General features: G+C 71.7%; 14 protein-coding genes. 9 read left to right on the top strand and 5 right to left on the bottom strand.

Going from position 1 to position 14,286, the window contains the following annotated elements; all coding sequences use genetic code 11:
* The first annotated feature begins 88 nt into the window (after positions 1–88).
* Together CGQ25_RS00530 and CGQ25_RS18620 are read left to right on the top strand one after the other, a co-directional pair.
* Positions 89–715: a TetR/AcrR family transcriptional regulator gene (locus CGQ25_RS00530; protein WP_208711324.1), complete on the top strand. Its 627-nt coding sequence runs from the start codon at positions 89–91 to the stop codon at positions 713–715.
* An 89-nt stretch (positions 716–804) separates the two neighbouring features.
* Positions 805–1,524 (top strand): DUF5684 domain-containing protein, encoded by a 720-nt coding sequence (locus CGQ25_RS18620; protein WP_208711323.1) that lies wholly within the window; start codon positions 805–807, stop codon positions 1,522–1,524.
* Between the two features lie 121 nt (positions 1,525–1,645).
* Here the strand turns inward: CGQ25_RS18620 and CGQ25_RS00520 are convergent, their stop codons facing one another.
* The 3 genes from CGQ25_RS00520 to CGQ25_RS00510 all read right to left on the bottom strand — a co-directional run bounded on the left by CGQ25_RS00520 (position 1,646) and on the right by CGQ25_RS00510 (position 3,748).
* Positions 1,646–1,957 (bottom strand): AzlD domain-containing protein, encoded by a 312-nt coding sequence (locus CGQ25_RS00520; RefSeq protein ID WP_208711322.1) that lies wholly within the window; start codon positions 1,955–1,957, stop codon positions 1,646–1,648.
* Positions 1,954–2,805 carry an AzlC family ABC transporter permease gene (locus CGQ25_RS00515; RefSeq protein ID WP_369802312.1) on the bottom strand — a complete coding sequence of 284 codons (852 nt, stop codon included), beginning with the start codon at positions 2,803–2,805 and terminating at the stop codon, positions 1,954–1,956. The genes CGQ25_RS00520 and CGQ25_RS00515 overlap by 4 nt, the downstream gene beginning before the upstream one ends.
* A gap of 64 nt (positions 2,806–2,869) precedes the next feature.
* Positions 2,870–3,748 carry a glycerophosphodiester phosphodiesterase family protein gene (locus tag CGQ25_RS00510; RefSeq protein WP_208711321.1) on the bottom strand — a complete coding sequence of 293 codons (879 nt, stop codon included), beginning with the start codon at positions 3,746–3,748 and terminating at the stop codon, positions 2,870–2,872.
* 154 nt (positions 3,749–3,902) lie between these two features.
* Between CGQ25_RS00510 and CGQ25_RS00505 the strand changes: the two genes are divergently transcribed.
* The 3 genes from CGQ25_RS00505 to CGQ25_RS00495 all read left to right on the top strand — a co-directional run bounded on the left by CGQ25_RS00505 (position 3,903) and on the right by CGQ25_RS00495 (position 7,370).
* Positions 3,903–5,312: a rhodanese-like domain-containing protein gene (locus CGQ25_RS00505; RefSeq protein WP_208711320.1), complete on the top strand. Its 1,410-nt coding sequence runs from the start codon at positions 3,903–3,905 to the stop codon at positions 5,310–5,312.
* A gap of 39 nt (positions 5,313–5,351) precedes the next feature.
* Positions 5,352–5,942 carry a rhodanese-like domain-containing protein gene (locus CGQ25_RS00500; RefSeq protein WP_208711319.1) on the top strand — a complete coding sequence of 197 codons (591 nt, stop codon included), beginning with the start codon at positions 5,352–5,354 and terminating at the stop codon, positions 5,940–5,942.
* 126 nt (positions 5,943–6,068) lie between these two features.
* A complete protein-coding gene (locus CGQ25_RS00495) occupies positions 6,069–7,370 on the top strand; it encodes a DUF445 domain-containing protein (RefSeq protein ID WP_208711318.1) in 1,302 nt (433 codons plus the stop codon).
* Positions 7,371–7,392: 22 nt separating this feature from the next.
* Here CGQ25_RS00495 and CGQ25_RS00490 read toward each other — a convergent pair whose 3' ends face one another.
* Entirely contained in the window at positions 7,393–8,493 is a 1,101-nt protein-coding gene (locus tag CGQ25_RS00490) for a hypothetical protein (RefSeq protein ID WP_208711317.1), read from the bottom strand.
* A gap of 186 nt (positions 8,494–8,679) precedes the next feature.
* Complete coding sequence (locus CGQ25_RS00485; RefSeq protein WP_255405469.1) at positions 8,680–9,576, bottom strand: hypothetical protein; 897 nt, start codon at positions 9,574–9,576, stop codon at positions 8,680–8,682.
* A 173-nt stretch (positions 9,577–9,749) separates the two neighbouring features.
* Between CGQ25_RS00485 and CGQ25_RS00480 the strand changes: the two genes are divergently transcribed.
* From CGQ25_RS00480 to CGQ25_RS00465, 4 genes are all read left to right on the top strand, one after another.
* Positions 9,750–10,001: a DUF6458 family protein gene (locus CGQ25_RS00480; protein ID WP_208711316.1), complete on the top strand. Its 252-nt coding sequence runs from the start codon at positions 9,750–9,752 to the stop codon at positions 9,999–10,001.
* A 224-nt stretch (positions 10,002–10,225) separates the two neighbouring features.
* Entirely contained in the window at positions 10,226–11,014 is a 789-nt protein-coding gene (locus CGQ25_RS00475; protein WP_208711315.1) for a DeoR/GlpR family DNA-binding transcription regulator, read from the top strand.
* Positions 11,014–11,994, top strand: coding sequence for a 1-phosphofructokinase family hexose kinase (locus CGQ25_RS00470; protein WP_208711314.1), 981 nt, complete (start codon positions 11,014–11,016; stop codon positions 11,992–11,994). Before CGQ25_RS00475 ends, CGQ25_RS00470 begins: the two co-directional genes overlap by 1 nt.
* Positions 11,995–11,996: 2 nt before the next feature.
* Positions 11,997–14,084 (top strand): fructose-specific PTS transporter subunit EIIC, encoded by a 2,088-nt coding sequence (locus CGQ25_RS00465; protein WP_208711313.1) that lies wholly within the window; start codon positions 11,997–11,999, stop codon positions 14,082–14,084.
* Positions 14,085–14,286: the final 202 nt, after the last annotated feature.

Raw genomic sequence — 14,286 nt, 5'->3', positions numbered from 1 at the left:
GCAGGAGGAGGCGCGCCAGCGTGAGGAGACTCTCGAGAGCGGGCCGTCACATAGGCGACACCACCACTCTCGTAAGTACCCTTGAGGAATGCAGCAGGAACGGGCGTGGCGCAAGCCGATGCGTGCGGACGCGGCGCGCAACATCGAGAAGATCATCAGCGCGGCCCTCGACTGCTTCCGGGACGAGGGGCCCCACGTGTCGCTGAAGACCGTGGCCGACCGCGCGGGCGTGGGCCCGGCGACCCTCTTCCGCAACTTCGCGGACAAGGAGGAACTCGTCCTCGCGGCCATCGAGCGGCAGCTCAAGGTCAAGGTCGATCCGATCACCGAGCTCGCGCTCGAGAACCCGGACGCGGCCGCGGGGCTGGTCGACGTGCTGGGCGCCGTCATGCAGGTCGCCAACGAGGAGCACCACCTGCTCTCGGCCGTCGCCGGCCGGCGCGCGCTCCTCGTGGGGCTCGCCGGGAAGCTCATCGAGTCCATGGGCGTGCTGCTGCAGCGCGGCCAGCAGCAGGGCACGCTCCGCGAGGAGCTCCGCCTCATCGACATGGTCCGCCTCGTCGCAATGCTGATCGGCGCGGGGGACACGGTGGAGCCGGGCTCCTTCGCGTGGCAGCGGTACGTGGCCCTCGTCGAGGATGCGATCCGGACCCACCGGGAGAACCGTCCCCTGCCCCCGCTCGAGCCGATTCCGGATGTCGAACTCCCTCTCTGAGCGCCGCCTGTGTGACGCCTCGATTAATTCTGGGAAAAGGGGAGTCCTGCCCATGGGCGCGCAGATCAAACCCAGCTAGGGTCGCTGCCATGACGACTCTCACCGTCGCCGCGTCGACGACCTATGGGAACTCCGCCGCCGCCACGGGCTTTGCCATCGTGTTCGGCCTCATCTCCGCCGTGATCGGCCTCGCGGTCGCCGGCCTGCTGCTCATGGGCATCTTCACGAAGGCCGGACGGCCAGCGTGGGAAGCCTATGTGCCCTTCTACAACCAGTACGTCCTGATCACCCACATCGTCGGCCGCCCGACCTGGTGGTTCTGGGCCATCCTCGGAGGGTCCCTCCTGAGCGCCATCCCGTTCCTGGGCTTCCTCATCGCCATCGGCGTGTTCGTCCTGTGGATCTTCGTCATGAACGACCTCTCCAAGTCGTTCGCCAAGGACACCGCATGGACGGTGGGCCTCGTGCTGCTGCCGATCGTGTTCCTTCCGCTGCTCGGCTACGGCCAGTACCAGTACTTCGGCAAGGGCGCCCTCATGCGGGCTCCGGCCGGCTATGCGCCGCAGGGCGCTTACGGCCAGCAGCCGTATGGCCAGGGCCAGCCGCAGCCGTACGCCCAGCAGCCCGAGCAGTACGGCCAGCAGCCCTATGGGCAGCAGCCGTACGGCCAGCAGCCCGCGCAGCCCTACGGCCAGCAGCCCGCGCAGCAGAGCAATCCCTCCGGTCAGGACCCGTACGGGCAGCCCCCGCAGCAGAGCAACCCCTATGGGCAGGGGTCGTACGGCCAGGAGCCCCCGCAGAAGCAGTAGGACGCCTTCGCCGCTGGTACGCACCCCGGCTTTCGGACACGACCCCACGCTCTTTCCCGGGGTTTCGTCCGAAAGCCGGGGTGTTCCCGTTCCGGCCGGCTCCGGGAAGGCTCTCGGCCGCCTACCCCCAGCCGAGCAGCCGCAGGAGCGCCGCAGCAGCGGCGCCCGCAATCACGACGACGAGGAACGGCGCCCGCAGCACGAGCGCAAGCGCAGCGGCTCCCAGTGCCCCGAGCCGGGCGTCGAGCACGAGCGACTGCCCCGCCGCCACCGCGTTGACCGCCGTCAGTGACGCGAGCAGCCCGATCGTCACGGTGCCCGCGATCCGCAGCATCCGCTCGTTCTCCATCCACCGCCGCGGCAGCAGGTAGCCGAGAAGCTTCAGCGCGTATGCCGCAGCGCACGCCACGAGGATCCACCCCCAGAGGCTCACGCTCGGCCTCCGTCCGAATCCGGCTCGCCCCCGCCGCCGGAATCCGACGCACGACGCCGCCCCTCGCCGTCCGCGGGCGCCTCACCGTCGCGGCCCGCCGAGCCCCGGAGGGAGAGCGACTGGCCCTCGTACGGGTCGATGTCCGGGCCGAGTCCCTCGACCCCGAGGCCGGCGGCCTGCCGCGCCTCGGCCCGGGCGTGGCTGACCCAACCGAGCACGGCCGCGACCACGGCCGCGACGAGGATCGGAACGCCGGAGGGGACGAACGGCACAGCGAGGACGGTGGCCAGGGCGCAGACCACCGCGATGGCGATCGGCTCGCGGCCCTTGAGCCGGGGCCAGAGCAGCCCGAGGAACGCGGCCACGGCGGCGCCGTCGAGGCCCCACTGCTTCGGGTCGCCGAGGGCGTTGCCCGCGAACGCGCCGACTGCCGTGAAGGCGTTCCACAGCACGAACACACCGACGCCGGCGACCCAGAACCCCCGGCGCTGCTCGACCTGCGAGTCCTGGCCGACGGCGGTGGCTGTCGATTCGTCGATCGTGAACTGCGGCGCCACAAAGCGCCGCCACCCGCTGGGCGAGAACATGGCGTTGAGCTGCATCCCGTACACGGCGTTGCGGATGCCCAGGAGCGTCGCCGCGGCCGCCGCAGCAGCCCCCGAGCCGCCTCCTGCCACGACGCCGATGAACGCGAACTGCGAGCCGCCGGTGAACATGAGCAGGCTCAGCGCCATGGTCTGGAGCACGTCGAGCCCCGAGGTGACACCTAGGGCGCCGAAGGAGATCCCGTAGAGACCGGTCGCGACGGAGATCGAGGCGCCGACCCGCACGGCCGGCGAGCGCAGCAGCGACGGCGGGGCGGCGCCGTCGTGCGCGGGCTGGGGCGAGGCAGGCGTGTCCGGATGGTCCGCGTCAGCCAACAGCCGCCGCCTTCACCTGGGCGAGGACCTCGGCGGGCCTGTTGGTGGTGATCTGCTGGATGCCCACGTCGAGGCAGTGCTGGACGTCCTCAGGCGAGTCGACGGTCCAGACGCGGAAGGTGAGCCCGGCCGCGAGCCATGCCCGGACGCGGTTCGGGTTCTCGCGCACGTAGGAGATCCCGGGGCCAGCCAGGCCGACGCGGCCGGCATCGAGGATCTCCTCGGCATCGCGCTGGGCCGCTTTGAGGACATTGGCGACGGCGCCGCCCGTGAAGGCGCCGAGGGCAGTGGACTCGCGCAGCTCGTCGACCGTCACGTCGTCGACGAGCATGCACACATGCCGGGCGGGGACGCGGTCGAGGAGGTACTCGATCGCCTCGGGGTCGAAGCTCATGAAGCTCACCGCCACGTTTCCCACCACCGAGGACTCAGGCTCCCACCCGCGGGCGGCGAGGAGCTCGAGGACGCGGTCCTCGAGCCGGAACCGGTAGGGGGTGGGGTGCTTGAGCTCGATGGCGAGGCCCACTGGCCGCGCCGCGGCAGCGAGGAGGTCCAGGAGCTCGGGCAGGGTCAGGAGCTGCTGGCTCGCAGCGCCGAACTCGTCCGGGATGCGGATGCCCTTCCACGAGGAGAAGTCGAGCTCCCGCAGCTGGGCGAGCGTCCTCTCGGCCACCGGGCCCGTCCCGGTCGAGGTGCGGTCGAGGTTGGCGTCGTGGAGCAGGACGACGTGCTGGTCCCTCGTGAGGTGGACGTCGCACTCGACCCCGTCCGCTCCCTCGGCGAGGGCCTGGAGGTAGGCGGCGCGGGTGTGCTCGGCGAACCGGGCGCTCGCGCCGCGATGGGCGTAGACGAGGGGACGGGGGCTGGTCATGGCGCCTAGGGTAGCCGACCCACGCGTCGGCCGAGTGCGGGAACGGGACGCAGCGCACTCCGCTCAGGCGGAGTTTGCGCGATACCCCTAGAGGTATTATCGTTGAGGACAGGAGATACCCCTAGGGGTATAACGGATCCGGAAGGAGAAAGCCATGCTGCTCGAGCGCATCTACGACGAGGACCTCGCCCAGGCCGGCTACATGATCGGCTGCCAGGCGAAGGGTGAGGCCATCGTGGTCGACGCCCGCCGCGACATCGCCCCCTACCTTGAGCTCGCCGCGGCGAACGGAATGAAGATCGTCGCCGTGACCGAGACCCACATCCACGCCGACTACCTCTCCGGCACGCGGGAGCTCGCCGCCGCGACGGGCGCCACGATGTACGTCTCCGGCGAGGGCGGCGACGACTGGCAGTACGGCTTCGAGGCCGAGCGCCTCCAGGACGGCAGCCAGATCGCCCTCGGCAACATCACCATCAAGGCGCTGCACACGCCCGGCCACACCCCGGAACACCTCTCGTTCCTCGTCACCGACGGCGCGTTCGCGGACCAGCCCGGCTACCTGCTCTCCGGCGACTTCGTGTTCGCCGGCGACCTCGGCCGCCCGGACCTGCTCGACGAGGCCGCCGGGGGCGTCAACACCCGGTTCGAAGGCGCACGCCTCCTCTTCAAGAGCCTGCAGGAGAAGTTCCTCACGCTCCCCGACCACGTCCAGGTGCACCCGGGCCACGGCTCCGGCAGCGCCTGCGGCAAGGCCCTCGGCTCGATCCCGTCCACCACGGTGGGCTACGAGCGACTCTTCTCGTGGTGGGCCCCGTACCTCGCGGCCAATGACGAGGAGGGCTTCGTGAACGAGCTCCTCGACGGCCAGCCGGACGCGCACGCCTACTTCGGCCGCATGAAGCGCCAGAACCGCCAGGGCCCGGCCGTCATGGGCGAGCGCGGCGAGCTGCCCCAGCTCGACAACGCGGGCATCGCGGAGGACCTCGCCGCGGACCGCATCACGTTCGTGGACACGCGCCACAACGCCGAGGTCCACGAGGGCACTGTCGCGGGCTCGCTCAACGTCCCCGCCGGCGGCAAGATGGCCACCTACGGCGCCTGGGCCTACAACCCCGAGGCCGACTCCCGCCCGCTCGTGCTCCTCGCCCCCGACCAGGCGGCGGCCCGCGAGATGTGGGACCACCTCGTGCGCGTCGGCATCGACGACGTCGCTGGCTTCACCCCGACGCTCGACGGCCTGCCCATGGAGACCCCGAAGGTCCTGGACCCCAAGGGGCTCGAGGGCTTCGGCGCCGCACTCCTGCTGGACGTGCGCAACAAGGGCGAGTTCGCCGCGGGGAACATCCCCGGCTCCGTCCAGCTGAGCGCCAGCCGTGTCCTGTGGCACACCGACCAGCTGCCCTCGGACGGGGTGATCGTGAGCTACTGCCAGTCCGGCGTCCGCAACTCGGTGGCCGCGAGCTCCCTGCGCCGCGCCGGGTACGACGTGGTGGAGCTCGACGGCTCCTACGCCGGCTGGAAGGCCTGGAAGGACTCCCAGGAGACCGTCTCGGCCGGCTGACCCAGGCCCCCTAAGCCCACACCCCTGCGAAAGGAAGACATGACCGACGGCACTCAGACCGCCACCACCCTGAGCCCCCAGACGCTGCGCGCGTGGATAGACACGCACGAGGACCTCATCGTGATCGACGTCCGCTCCGCCGCCGAGTTCGAGACGCAGCACATCCGCGGCTCGTACAACGTCCCGCTCCCCCTGCTCTCCGAGCACACCGAGGACCTCGCCGAGCGCCTCGGCAAGCGGGTCGTGCTGGTATGCCAGTCCGGCGTGCGCGCCGAGCAGGCGCGGCAGAGGCTCGACGGCGCGGGCATCGGTTCGGCCCTGATCCTCGAGGGCGGCGTGCCCGCCTTCGCCGCGGCTGGCGGCGACGTGGTCCGCGGCGCCCAGCGGTGGGCGCTCGAGCGGCAGGTCCGCATGGCCGCGGGCGGGCTCGTGGTGGCCGGCCTCGTGGCGGGGAAGTTCGTCTCCCCCAAGCTGCGCGCGCTCTCCGGCGCCATCGGTGCCGGCCTCGCATTCTCCGCGGCCACCAACACGTGCGCCATGGGCAACGCACTCGCCAAGATGCCGTGGAACAAGACCGCCTCTGAGCCGAGCGCGGCCGACGCGATCGGCCAGATCCCCGCGCAGAACTAGCTGCGCGCCGGAGACGGCCCCTGACCCCGGATGCCCTGTCGGTCCCCCCTCCGGCAGGGCATCCGGCTTCCCCACAGCGGCGGCACGGACAGCCGGCTGTCGGCAGGACGCCGGTAGGGTTGCCCTATGGTGACGCTCAACCGGCTCATGGGCACGTCCTCGGCGACAGGGCCCGGACTCAGCCCCGGCGACGCCGAGAAGGCCGCGGCCCTGAAGCGCATGAAGGCCTTCGCGCTGTCTCTCCTGCTGGTGATGGCCGTCATCTTCGCGGTGTCCTTCGCCCTCCAGGAACGGTTCCCGTGGCTCCAGTACGTCCGTGCGGCCGCCGAGGGCGGCATGGTCGGTGCCCTCGCGGACTGGTTCGCGGTGACGGCCCTGTTCCGCCACCCGATGGGGCTGCCCATCCCCCACACGGCGATCATCCCGACCCGGAAGGACGCGATCGGCGCGTCCCTGAGCGCCTTCGTGCGGGACAACTTCCTCTCCTCGGCCGTGGTCCGCACCAAGCTCGAGACGGTCGATGTCGCCCGGAAGGCCGGCACCTGGCTGGCGAGCCCCGCCGGGGCGGAGCGGGTCGCGAAGGAGGGCGCCGCCGTCGTGCACGGCCTGTTCACCGTGCTCAACGACGACGACGTCCAGGCCGTCATCGAGGGGATGGTGCGGCGGCACCTGCTCGCCCCGCCCTGGGGGCCGCCGGTCGGGCGGCTCGCGGAGCGCGTCTTCGAGGCGGGGCACCACCACCAGCTTGTAGACATGCTCGTGGACCGGGCCGCGGACTGGGTGGCCGGGAACTACGACGCCGTCACGCGGGTCGTGTCCGACCGCTCGCCGTCCTGGGTGCCGAGCTTCGCGAATGACCTCGTGGGGGACAAGGTCTACATCGAGATCTCCAAGTTCGTCGCCGCGGTTCAGTCCGACCCCGACCACCAGGTGCGCCGCTCGATCGACGCCTACCTCAAGGAACTCGCCAAGGACCTCCAGCACGATCCGAAGATGATCGCCCGGGCGGAGGGCATCAAGGCCCAGGTCCTCGGGGACCCGCAGGTGCGCGACCTCGCCGTCCGCACGTGGGCCACGATCAAGAAGGCCCTCCTCGAGGCGGTCGCGAACCCCCACAGCGAGCTCCACCACCGGTTCACCACGGCGGTCCGGGACTTCGGCGCCCGGCTGGTCGAGGACGAGGAGCTTGCCGGCAAGGTCAACGCGTGGGTGGCCGACGCGGCGTCGTATGTCGTCGCCACGTACCGCAGCGACATCGCCGGCGTCATCGAGGACACGGTGGCGCGCTGGGATGCCGAGGAGACGTCCCAGAAGATCGAGCTGCAGGTCGGCAAGGACCTCCAGTTCATCCGGATCAACGGCACCGTGGTCGGCGCCCTGGCGGGGCTGCTCATCTTCGCCGTCGCGCACGCCGTCTTCGGCGGCTGACGCCAGGACGCCGGCCAACCGCTCAGGCGCAGGCGTCCTTCGCCGCCGCGGCGTACTGGCCGGCGCGGAGGAACTCGACCACGACGAGCGGATCGTGGGCCGCAAGCGCGTCCTGCGCGGCGGCCCAGACCGCGGGCGTCGCGGCTGCCAGGAGCGCGTACACCGACTGGCGGTCGTTGGCTGCCTGAGCCTCGAGCATCCCGGTGCGGAGGAACTCCATGAGCGCCTCACGGGTGCCGTCAGCGAGGGCACCCTCGGCGGCGCGGAGCACAGCGCCCCGGGAGGTCTCAGCCGCGCCCTCGACGGCCGCCGCGTACTGTCCCCGGCGCAGGAACTCGGCGACCACCGCCGGGTCTCCGGAGTCGAGCGGGGCCTGCGCGGCCTGCGCGACCGCGGGCACGCCGAGGGCGATGGTCTGATAGGCAGCGATGCGGTCCTGAAGGGTCTTCGTCTTCACGAGGCCATCGGCGAGGAAGCCGACGAGGACGGCGTCGCGCGAGACCTCGTCCGGTGCGGCGGCAGCGTCCGCGAGCGCCCGCTGCGCGGCGGCGGCTACGTGGGTCGGGCCGTTGCCCGCCCACCACTCCACTGCTGCCGCGGCCTCGAGTCCGGCCGGCGTCTGGAGGTCCCATGCCGGAACCACGTCGAGCCGCATCGCAGGGATCCCGGAGCCGTATTCCGGGGGCGGTGCCGCGGCGAACGGCGGCGTCGTGCACCGCGGAGGCTCGGGTGCCGGGGCATCCGCTGGCGAGGGCGCTGGGGCGGCCGGCGCCGGATCCTGCGCGAGGGGAACCACGACGAGCCCCGCAGAGGGCCGCCCGGGCCCCGCCGGAAGGATCGGCTGGGTCTGCCGCCACGGCGTCGGGACGGCGGGGATCTCGGCGACGGGGATCTCTGCTGCCAGCTCGGCCGCCTGCTCGGAGGCCCGGTCCGTCGCGGGCGCCGTCGGGCTGTCGGCCGCGGTTTCGGCAGCTGCGTACGACGGCGGCTGGCCGGCTTCCGGGGCTGCCCGCTCCGACGTCGGAGGCCGGCTCTCGGCGCTCTCCGTGCCGGCCGGATCCGCGGACCGCATGCAGCCGGCGGCCCCGAGCACGAGGCCCAGCACCACCGTCGATGCCGCCACGCTCACAGAAAGCGACGCGCGCTGGCGACGCGACAGACTAATCCCCATTGTTCCCCCCAGACCTCATGACCCCCCGGTCACGGCACGAATGGTGGCAACGTATCAGGTCGTGCGCAGGGCCGCACGCTCGCAGGGCCGCACGCTTGGGGGCGCCTGCGCCGTCGTCTGGGAGCGGGCCGCCCTCGCTCAGGCTTCTCCGCGGCCTTCTCGGCGTAAGCGGGCGCGGCGCTCCTCGATCTCCCGCTCCACGGCCTGCGCGGGGGTTTCCGCGGGCTCGAGGGGCTCGGACGAGGAGAGCAGGGCGCCCCGGAACGCATCAACCTCATTCGGTTTCACGTGGAACTCACCGGGGAGGACATCGGGCGCGGGGCCGAACGCTTCCCGCGCGGCCTTCACGACGGCGCGGCCCATGACGAGGTTGCCCGCGCCGCCGACCACCGCGCCGACCCCGAACGGCAGGGCGCGCCCCAGCATGGCGCTGCCCTGCTTCTTGAGCATCCACTTCAGGAAGCGCTTCTGCACCGTGCTCTGGATGGCCTTCAGCGCAGACGAGGGGACGGAGCGGTTGAGCGCGGTTCCCCATGCGCGGGTGGCGCTCCCGCCCCGGCCCAGGGCCTGGCCGCTGAAGGCGGACAGGAGCGCGGCCCCCTCCTCCCCCAGCATGAGGGCCATGACCGTGGTGCGGGCGCGCTCAGGGTCTTCGAGGTGCACCCCGTGCAGCTCTGCGACCGATGCCGCATAGAAGGCGGTCGCCTCGAGGAAGCCGATCGTCGCGGCAGCCGACAGTCCCAGGGACGCGACGGTGCCCACGCCCGGGACGGCCGCGGTACCGCCGACCGCCGCGCCGCCGCCGGCGACCGCCCGGAGATAGTCCCGCTCGAGGCGGGCGCTCAGCTGGGCAGGGCTGTCCTTCGGATGCTGCCGCCGCATGCGGCGCAGGTTGGCCAGGACCAGCGGTCGCTGGACGTCCACAGCCCTCAGCAGCGCGCGGTGGACGGCGGGCTTCGCCTGGCCCTGGGAGTCGAACATGGCCTGATGGGCTGTGTCCTGCGCGATGCGCAGGGCGACGTTCTTCTTCGCCATCTCCTCAGCGTATCCCCGCGCCGTGCCCCACGTCCGCGCGGCTTCGCCATCGGCTTACCCCCTGTCCAGAACTGTTTCGCCCGGGCGGCGGCGGGGAAGTACACCTGCAAGCCCGCGGTCCAGCGGGCGCAAAGCGCTGCCCCCAGCACCCGCAGCGACGGAAGGAGCTCATTATGGGCATCGGTGCATCCATCTTCCTTATCGCGATCGGCGCGATCCTTGCGTTCGCCATCACCCCTGGCCTGATCCCCTACGTTGACCAGACGCTCATCGGCTACATCCTCATGGGCGTCGGCGTCCTCGGACTCGTCATCTCCCTCGTGATGATGAACTCCGGCCCTCGCCGTCGAGTGCGCGAGTCGCGCCGCACGGTCGACCCCGAGACGGGCGACACCATCACGCGCCACGACACGCGCGAGGTCTAGGAGAGCGGCGGGACGAGCTACCCGCCGCCTTCGCCCTCAACACCCAGATCGGCTCGGTGGAGATATTCTCCGCCGGGCCGATCTGCGTTTGCGTGGGAACTGTTGACAACCCCACACAAACGCAGATACAGTCAATCAATCCCACATGGAATGTGATGGGAGACACAGACTGGAAAGCGCCGCCGGAAGCGGCCGACGGGCGACAAGGGCGTCGAGGAGTAGCAATGTTCGCGGAGGAACGGCAGCGGCTGGTGGCCGAGCGCGTGGCCGAGAACGGGCGCGTGAGCGTCACGGAACTCGCAGAGCGCTTCTCGGTCACCACCGAGACTGTCCGCCGCGATCTTGCCACCCTCGAAACCGCCGGAGTCCTCCGCCGTGTTCACGGGGGCGCCGTGCCCGCCGAGCGTGCGAGCACCGCGGAGCCCAGCCTCCTCGAGCGGCAGGTGCAGAACCTCCTCGAGAAGCGTGCCATGGCGGAGGCGGCGGCCGCCCTCGTCGTCTCGTCCCGCGCCGGCAGCGTGCTCCTGGACGCCGGGAGCTCCACCGAGGCCCTCGCCGAGCGGCTCATGGGGTCCCGGCCGGACGGCAAGGAGCTCGTCGTCGTCACCAACGCCCTCCCCATCGCGGACAAGCTCGCGACGGACGCATCGCTCTCGGTCCAGCTCCTCGGCGGCCGGATCCGCCCGCTCACCCGGGCGGCGGTGGGGCCAGCCACGGTCGACGCCGTCGAGCGCCTCCGCCCCGACCTCGTCTTCATGGGCGCGAACGGGATCCACGCGACGTTCGGGCTCAGCACCCCGGACGTCGAGGAGGCGTCCGTCAAGGCCGCCTTCGTCCGCTGCGCACGGCGCGTCGTCGTGCTGGCGGACCACAGCAAGTTCGGCGTGGAGACGCTCGTGCAGTTCGCGCGCCTCGACCAGCTGGACGTCATCGTGACCGACCGCGCCCCGCGGGGCGAGATGGCCGACGCGCTCGCGGAGGCCGGAGTGGAAGTAGTGGAGGCAGGCATCTGATGATCGTGACCCTGACCGCGAACCCGAGCCTCGACCGCACGGTCGAGCTCGGCGGACCCCTCGAGCGGGGTGAGGTGCAGCGTGCGGTGTCGGTCCGGCAGGAGTCGGGCGGCAAGGGTGTGAACGTCTCCCGCGCGCTCAAGGCCTCCGGCCTCGACACGCTCGCCGTCCTCCCGGGCGACCCGGCCGACCCAGTCCTCGCTGGCCTCGAGGCGACCGGCGTTCCGTTCGCCGCGCTCAAGATCGGCGCGCCCCTGCGCTCCAACGTCGCCCTGACCGAGCCCGACGGCGTCACCACGAAGGTGAACGAGCCGGGCCCGGAGCTCTCGGAGGAGCTCCAGGAGCAGCTCCTGGGACTCCTCGTCGAGCGGGCCCGCGGCGCCTCGTGGGTCGTGCTCGCCGGCTCGGTGCCCCCGGGTGTGCCGGCGGACTTCTACGCCACGGCGGCGGAGCGGATCCGCACCGACCCGTCGCTCGACGGCGCGGCCCCCAAGGTCGCGGTCGACTCCTCGGGGGCTCCCCTCGCGGCGTCGCTGAAGGGGAAGCCGGAGCTGCTCAAGCCCAACGCGGACGAGCTCTCCGAGCTCGCCGCGATGGTGGGGATGCAGGACGCCGGCACCCCCGCCGAGCTGGAAGCCTCGCCGGAGCGCGCGGCGAAGGCAGCGCGTGCCCTCGTGGACGCCGGCGTCGGTGCCGTGCTCGCCACGCTGGGATCGAAGGGGGCCGTCCTCGTGACGGCAGAGGGCGCCTGGCACGCGACCCACTCCCCCATCCGTGCCGTCAGCACCGTGGGTGCCGGCGACTCGTCGTTGGCCGGGTACCTCCTGGCCGACCTGTCCGGGGCGGACGCCGAGGGCCGCCTCCGTCAGGCGGTGGCCCACGGAGCCGCCGCCGCGTCCCTGCCGGGGTCAACCGTCCCCGCAGTGAACCAGACCAATCCCTCTGCCGTGACCGTCACGGCCCTTGTCACGAAGGACTGACCATGACCGAACTCCTCAGCCCCGAGCTCGTCGTGCTCGACGCGTCGCTGGGTTCGTCGCCCGCAGACGTCATCCGGCACCTGGCCGGCCTGGTGGCCGACGCCGGCCGCGCGACGGAGGTGGAGGGACTCTTCGCCGACGCGTACGCGCGCGAGCAGAAGACCGCCACCGGTGTCCCCGGCGGGATCGCCATCCCGCACTGCCGTTCAACCGCCGTCACGGTGCCGTCCCTCGCGATGGCCCGCCTGTCCCAGCCGGTGGACTTCGGCGCCAAGGACGGACCCGCGGACCTCGTGTTCTTCATCGCGGCCCCAGAGGGCGCCGACCAGGAGCACCTCAAGCTCCTCGCGAAGCTGGCCCGCAGCCTCATCAAGAAGGACTTCACCGCCTCCCTGCGGGCGGCCGGGAGCCAGCACGAGGTCGTCTCCCTGGTCAACGACGCCCTCGGCCTCTCCACCACAGCCCCGGCCACCGCAGGTGCCGTGTCCGCAGGCGGTGCCTCGGCGGGCGCCGCATCGTCCGCAGGCGCCGTCTCAGCGGGCGCCGTCTCCGCAGCCGGGGGCTCAGCGCGCCGTATCGTCGCCGTCACCGCCTGCCCGACCGGCATCGCGCACACGTACATGGCCGCCGACTCGCTCGTCGCGGCGGGCAAGGACAAGGGCGTCGACGTGCAGGTCGAGACCCAGGGCTCCGCGGGGGCGACGCCGCTCGCGCAGTCCGTCATCGACGCCGCCGACGCCGTGGTCTTCGCCGTGGACGTGGACGTCCGCGACAAGGAGCGCTTCGCCGGGAAGCCATACGTGCAGTCGCCCGTCAAGCGCGGCATCGACGAGCCCGGCGTCATGATCGACGAGGCCCTGTCCGTGGCGGCCGACCCCAACGGCCGGCGCGTTGTCGCGGCGGCGGGCGCGTCGTCGTCGGCCTCCGGCTCTGGTTCTGCCTCCGGCCTCGCCGAGTCGTTCGGCGGCAAGCTCAAGCGCTCGCTCCTCACGGGCGTGAGCTACATGATCCCGTTCGTCGCCGGCGGCGGCCTGCTCATCGCACTGGGCTTCCTCCTCGGTGGCTTCGACATCACGAAGTACGCGGACACGATCGTGGTCAAGAACAACCTGTTCAGCCTTCCGAGCGAGTTCGGCCCGCAGGCCTGGGGACCGCTCGGCGCGTACATCGGCGCGGTGCTGTTCAAGATCGGCGCCCTGTCGATGGGCTTCCTCGTCCCGGCGCTCGCCGGCTACATCGCCTACGCCCTCGCCGACCGGCCGGGCATCGCCCCCGGCTTCGTCGCAGGCGCTGTCGCAGGGTTCATGGGCGCAGGCTTCCTCGGCGGCATCGTGGGCGGCCTCCTGGCCGGCTACGTCGCGCACTGGCTCGCGTCGCTCCCTGCACCCCGCTGGCTGCGCGGACTCATGCCGGTGGCGATCATCCCGCTCGTCGCCTCGATCATCGCCTCCGGCCTGCTGTTCGTGGTCCTCGGCGGCCCGATCGCCTTCATCACCAAGGCCCTCAACGACTGGCTGACCGGGATGAGCGGTGCGACCGCCGTCATCCTCGGGATCATCCTCGGCCTCATGATGTGCTTCGACCTGGGCGGCCCGGTGAACAAGGTGGCCTACGCCTTCGCGGTGGCCGGCCTGAGCGCTGGCAGCGCCACCAACGCGGCGCCGTACCAGATCATGGCGGCCGTCATGGCCGCGGGCATGGTCCCGCCGCTCGCGATGGCCCTGGCCACCGTGCTCGACCACAAGAACTTCAATGCCACCGAGCACGAGAACGGCAAGGCTGCATGGCTCCTGGGCGCGTCGTTCATCTCCGAGGGTGCGATCCCGTTCGCCGCTGCGGACCCGCTGCGCGTCATCCCGGCCTCGATGCTCGGCGGAGCCCTGACGGGCGCGCTGTCGATGGCGTTCGGCGCCGGATCCAAGGCTCCCCACGGCGGGATCTTCGTCTTCTTCGCAATCGACAACTTCATCATGTGGGTTGTCTCGATCGCCGCGGGCGTCGTGGTGACGGCTCTGGCCACCATCGCCCTCAAGCGCTACGTTGGCAAGAAGGCGCCCGAGACCGCCGAAGCCGTCCCCGTCGCCGTCTGAGGCGGCAGAGAGTCCGAGGTCGAATCATGGAGCAGTTTCACGGTGTCGGTGTGACTCCGGGGCGGGTTGTGGGGCCGGTGCTGCAGATGCCGGCGCCGGTGTCCGAGCCGGGTCCGGGGCCGGTTCCGGGGCAGGACGCGGTGGTGGAGGCGGAGCGGATCCGGTCCGCGTCCAAGGCCGTGCAGGCGGCGCTGAAGGACCG

Source organism: Sinomonas sp. R1AF57 (assembly GCF_002224485.1).
In the GTDB taxonomy this organism is placed as follows: domain Bacteria; phylum Actinomycetota; class Actinomycetes; order Actinomycetales; family Micrococcaceae; genus Sinomonas; species Sinomonas flava.
This window is presented reverse-complemented; position numbering and strand designations above follow the sequence as displayed.

Excerpts from the sequence above, each read along its gene's own strand:
- CGQ25_RS00475 (WP_208711315.1), top strand. The coding sequence starts at position 10,226 with ATGTTCGCGGAGGAACGGCAGCGGCTGGTGGCCGAGCGCGTGGCCGAG.
- CGQ25_RS00505 (WP_208711320.1), top strand. The coding sequence starts at position 3,903 with ATGCTGCTCGAGCGCATCTACGACGAGGACCTCGCCCAGGCCGGCTAC.
- CGQ25_RS00465 (WP_208711313.1), top strand. The coding sequence starts at position 11,997 with ATGACCGAACTCCTCAGCCCCGAGCTCGTCGTGCTCGACGCGTCGCTG.
- CGQ25_RS00470 (WP_208711314.1), top strand. The coding sequence starts at position 11,014 with ATGATCGTGACCCTGACCGCGAACCCGAGCCTCGACCGCACGGTCGAG.
- CGQ25_RS00500 (WP_208711319.1), top strand. The coding sequence starts at position 5,352 with ATGACCGACGGCACTCAGACCGCCACCACCCTGAGCCCCCAGACGCTG.
- CGQ25_RS00495 (WP_208711318.1), top strand. The coding sequence starts at position 6,069 with ATGGTGACGCTCAACCGGCTCATGGGCACGTCCTCGGCGACAGGGCCC.
- CGQ25_RS00530 (WP_208711324.1), top strand. The coding sequence starts at position 89 with ATGCAGCAGGAACGGGCGTGGCGCAAGCCGATGCGTGCGGACGCGGCG.
- CGQ25_RS00480 (WP_208711316.1), top strand. The coding sequence starts at position 9,750 with ATGGGCATCGGTGCATCCATCTTCCTTATCGCGATCGGCGCGATCCTT.
- CGQ25_RS00485 (WP_255405469.1), bottom strand. The coding sequence starts at position 9,576 with ATGGCGAAGAAGAACGTCGCCCTGCGCATCGCGCAGGACACAGCCCAT.
- CGQ25_RS00510 (WP_208711321.1), bottom strand. The coding sequence starts at position 3,748 with ATGACCAGCCCCCGTCCCCTCGTCTACGCCCATCGCGGCGCGAGCGCC.
- CGQ25_RS18620 (WP_208711323.1), top strand. The coding sequence starts at position 805 with ATGACGACTCTCACCGTCGCCGCGTCGACGACCTATGGGAACTCCGCC.